The sequence below is a fragment of the Veillonella sp. CAG:933 genome, assembly GCF_000431435.1.
Taxonomy (GTDB): Bacteria; Bacillota; Negativicutes; order Veillonellales; family Veillonellaceae; genus Veillonella_A.
The window spans coordinates 57,637-62,195 of record NZ_HF986261.1 but is presented as its reverse complement, the minus strand read 5'-3'; the positions used below and the strand labels follow the sequence as shown (position 1 = coordinate 62,195).

Annotated in this window: 2 protein-coding genes and 1 pseudogene; all 3 read left to right on the top strand. The window is 37.0% G+C overall.

Going from position 1 to position 4,559, the window contains the following annotated elements; translation table 11 throughout:
* Positions 1–57 precede the first annotated feature (57 nt).
* Complete coding sequence (locus QZL64_RS13595) at positions 58–1,314, top strand: PepSY domain-containing protein (RefSeq protein WP_296309725.1); 1,257 nt, start codon at positions 58–60, stop codon at positions 1,312–1,314.
* A 166-nt stretch (positions 1,315–1,480) separates the two neighbouring features.
* Positions 1,481–3,916 carry a TonB-dependent receptor gene (locus QZL64_RS13590; protein ID WP_021842489.1) on the top strand — a complete coding sequence of 812 codons (2,436 nt, stop codon included), beginning with the start codon at positions 1,481–1,483 and terminating at the stop codon, positions 3,914–3,916.
* A gap of 79 nt (positions 3,917–3,995) precedes the next feature.
* A pseudogene (locus QZL64_RS13585) lies at positions 3,996–4,559 on the top strand (hypothetical protein); the annotation flags it as partial.

Here is a 4,559-nt window from a genome sequence, read left to right as displayed (position 1 = left end):
ATAAAAGTCTAACTTTTTGGGGTCACTACAGATCGAGGGTCTTTTATGGAGTTTTATATGAAACAATGGTATAAGATTCATAAATACACGGGTTATATAGGGGGCATTGTATTTTTCTTACTCTGCTTTTCCGGGTTAGTTATTATGCTTAGAGGCTTTTCTTTTTCGAATATTGAAAAAGAAATGTACTCTGCCCATGAGAGTTCCATGTGGAATAACAGCCAAAATCAGATTAATACAATATTGGCGGAACATCCTAATTACACGTTGCGATCCATGGCAATTCGACCGGAGACCTCTTTGATGTCTTTTTGTTTTACTGAAAAGAATAATAAGGAGATTATTCGTTATCATTACTATATTCGAGATGGTCAGTTTATTCCGGCAAATAATCAGATGGTACCACGCCATGTTGATATGGACTATACGGCTGTAATTGTAAGAACCTTAGCCAGATTTCACAGTAATCTTTTATTGGGAGATACGGGGCGTGTTTTATTATTGCTGTTTAGTTTGGTTAGTTTAGTAACGTGTTTTGCAGGCTATAAAATTTATAGAAAAATTAATCTTTCACCTAAACGAGGAATGTATTCGCTACATACATTCCTAGGAATTGTAGTTTCGCCTTATTGCATTATTTTATTCGTTTCAGGCATTTTGTTGATAGGTCATTCTTATTTTTCACGGGTGTATTATGCTGATAGTGCGGCAGGGGCAGAAGTGTATTTTGCGTCACAGCAAAATACGGGATCTGTTTATACGTATTCGGACATTTTTGACTTAGTAAGTAATAAGTATCCGGATAAGGAGATTTTATCGTTAGATATTCCATCCGAAAAGGATTTGTCTAAGTCGGCTACAAGTACTTATCATTTGCGTTTGATTGATAAAACTGAATTACAAAATACATATCAGGGATACTTTGTGGCTGATGATTTATGGGTGTGGGCTTATAAGAGTCCGGAGTTTATTTCTTACATAACTTCTCCACCATGGTATATGAGTGTTTTGGCAGTAGGGGTTGATTTACATTTTAAGAATCATGGGCATCCGGCGTTAGAAATCATATGGCTTATTTATTTAGGCTTGAGTTGTGCTTTATTGCTGTTATTATTCATAAAACCGCTTAGACGTGTACAGATTGTTATGAACAATCGTTATTCGTTTGGTTGGGGAACTTTTATTTTAAACTGTGGTTATTTATTTTTACCTCTATTTGGGCAAATAGGTGTGTATATAGGTATTGTGTGTGGCCTTTTGAGTTATGTCCTTATAGGGTTAAATATAAAAAATATGATTTATAAGAAGGGATGAGATTAAAGCTATTTTCGAATAAGGTGTTGTCAGTGAAGAGATTTCATAAGTAGCTATTTTTTAGAACTAAATAATATATAATTTAAGAAAAATGAGTTGTTTATGAAATTTGTGTTGTGATTAAGTATTTTGGAATTTAGGTGTTTAGAATTTTAGGAGGTTTTCTATGCGCAAACGTCAACGCTTGGTAATTATGGTAGCAATGTATCTTGTAGGGATGGCAGGAAGTTATCATACGGTTGAGGCTGCTTTTGATGAAAATTTAACTGAGTACAGTTTAGGGACTGTGGTTGTTACGGCTGATGAGACAAAGAACAAATTTGGTGATACGGTAACGGAACAGTCATATTATCGTACCGGCGGTGATGTAAAAGTAATCACTAGTGAAGAAATTGAAAAGCGCCATTATGCTGATTTAACCGAGGCTATTAAACGTGTTCCGGGCGTTACATTTCAGAATCCGGGATACCGTGGCGGTGAATATGGCTATCAATTTTATAATAACGGGGTATCCATTAATGGTGATACGCGTGTAGTTATATTAGTTGACGGTCGACGTGTTGATAATGCTGCCAGTGCGAGAATATCCAGTTCAAGCGCTTCCGGAAGTAAATCTACCGGGGTAAATATAGACCAATTAGTTAATATTAATAGTGTGGATAAAATAGAAGTCATCAAAGGTCCGGGAGCCTCTGTATATGGTTCGGACGCTTTAGGCGGTGTTATTAATATTATTACCAAAAAAGGTGGTAATGAAAATCTAGGCACAATTGATGTATCTACCGGGTCTTGGAATCGTCATAATTACTCGTTCTCTTATAGTGGCAGTACCGATGCCGAAAATCCGTTGCGTTACTATGTAGCGGGCATGCGCTCCATGTCACAGGATACAAAATATCGTGATTCCGGAACTGGGGAAACGGCAACGTTAGGTGGCTCTAAATGGCGTGAAGATGGTGTAAATCTCCGCTTAGATAAAGATTTAAACGAAAAACAAAGTATTAAATTCTCTTATACCTATAAAGCAGGTAAGGATGGCTATCCAATTTCAACGCCTAGTCGTAAATACTGGAATTTAAATGATTGGAATCGCATTATTTTTAATGCAGCAGTCGGTCAACTTGGTGAAGGCAATGTACTCGTTGGCAATTCAACATTAGCCGGTGATGTTAAGAATCCCGGATACCACAATTTATATGCATTAGATGGTGCCGGTTATAATTCTTACAGTAAATTTAAACGTAATGACTATGAATTTATGTTTATGTTTGACCGTGATGAAGAAAACGGTCTAGAAAGCTTTGTTCGCCTCTATAATCAAGAATATCGTTATGAAGGTCGAGACTTGTATTATTGGCGTAAACCCGGTGTTACGGCAGCTGATTTAAGAGATGCTTATCGTTTGGCATTTCCGGGCGGTGCATCAGATGAACAGTTGCGTGATTGGATTAGTCAAAACTTAGCGCCATTTCCAGGCAATAAGGAAGCGTTGGATAAATGGGTTGAAGAAACAGGCGGTAAAGCCGGCGAACCGCGTAGTTGGAATGAAGAAAAAAATCGTGGTATTCAATTGCAGTATGCTAAAGCATTCGGTAAGCATGAGATGATTGGCAGTGTTACTTATGATAATGCCAAGAATTATTCTAAACGCATCGAAAGAGATAATTCTCTAACAACCTCACGTGTAGAGCGTAAATCTATTTATGGTTATGTTCAGGATAAAATCCATGTGAATGATAACTTTGATATTACACCGGCATTACGATTTGCTCACTATAGTGATTATAAAAGAGAGTCGGCTAACGGCAGTACCAATATGAAAGGTAACACGAATGCTATTACGCCGGCGTTGAATTTAGAGTATCTTTTTAACGATAACAGTACTTTGTATTTTGGTTGCACTAATATACTCAGACCATTGCGTAGTGGTGACTATACTGCAACCAGTGGTATCTATAAAACTGCACTTGAAAATGAAAAAGGCAACGCTTGGACTGTTGGTTATAGTAAGACCTTTAATGAAAAAACAACCGTAGGGGTTAACTATGATTACACCGATATGTCCAATGCCATCGCCAAACTTCCGATTTATGATGAAGCGAATGATAAATTCACCAGTACGGCAGTAAATGCTAAAGAAGTAAAACAATCTTTTAATATCACCGTAGATCATCAGGTTAATGATAATTTACGAATCGGTTTGGCTTATTCCTATATGAAGGATCGTTGGGATGCTAAAAGCGGTTACACGTTAGATCCATCCTGGGGCTATAATAACTCTACCGATATCAATTTGGGAATTAATAATTTACGACCAAAGAATCATTATACGATGAATGTTTCTTATGAGCGTGGAAAATTATATACCGGGTTATTGGCTAACTGGTATACCGGTGCCAGTCGTACAGCATTTAGCTCTAATAGTTTCTTAATTCTTGATTGGAACTTAAATTATAGCTTTAACGAGGATATTACTGCTTATGTAACTGTCACTAACTTAACCAATAAAGCATACGAAACATCGTATAATGCATGGAATGGTATCGGTAGTTCAGCTATGCCGGCTCGTCAAATTATGGTTGGTACAAGATATACTTTCTAAAGTTTTACGGTAATAGCAGGAATAGTGAAAGTTACTACTCCTGCTATTAGCCGGTGCAATGTGAAATGGAGTTGGTTGTTTGCTACGGTTGCGTACGAAATATACATTGTGCTTACTATTAATTTTCATATGCATTATCAGCAGTGCCTGTAGAACAAACTCACAATCTGAAACTGCATTTGAAAGAGGTATTAATCGAGACAGCATTACGTATGACTCTAAAATAATAGAAGAAGGGTATCCAAGAGAGATTAAGCAATTGATGTCCGATGGAACCGAGCAAACTATTAGATATACTCGAGCTCCGCACAGGATTATAGCGGTTTGGCAAAACTCAATTGAAACATTATTGGCCTTAGGAGTAGGTAAAGATATTATAGCCGCTATAGGTGTTCCAGATGCGGAATATATATCACCTGAATATCGTGAGGCCTATAATCAAATACCTTATAAAAGTATGCAGATGCCTGATAAAGAAAGTGTTTTATATAATGAACCCGACTTTATCTTGGGATGGTATTCGACCTTTGGCAGAAGTGTATTCGGGAATACTGCGTTTTATCAAGATAGGCAAATCGGTACTTATATAGCTCAAAGCTCTTATGGACGTAAGCTTAATAAAAACCATACTTTATCGGAAGAG

What these genes read in the sequence shown, in the direction of transcription:
- QZL64_RS13595 (WP_296309725.1), top strand. Translation starts at nt 58, where the DNA reads ATGAAACAATGGTATAAGATTCATAAATACACGGGTTATATAGGGGGC.
- QZL64_RS13590 (WP_021842489.1), top strand. Translation starts at nt 1,481, where the DNA reads ATGCGCAAACGTCAACGCTTGGTAATTATGGTAGCAATGTATCTTGTA.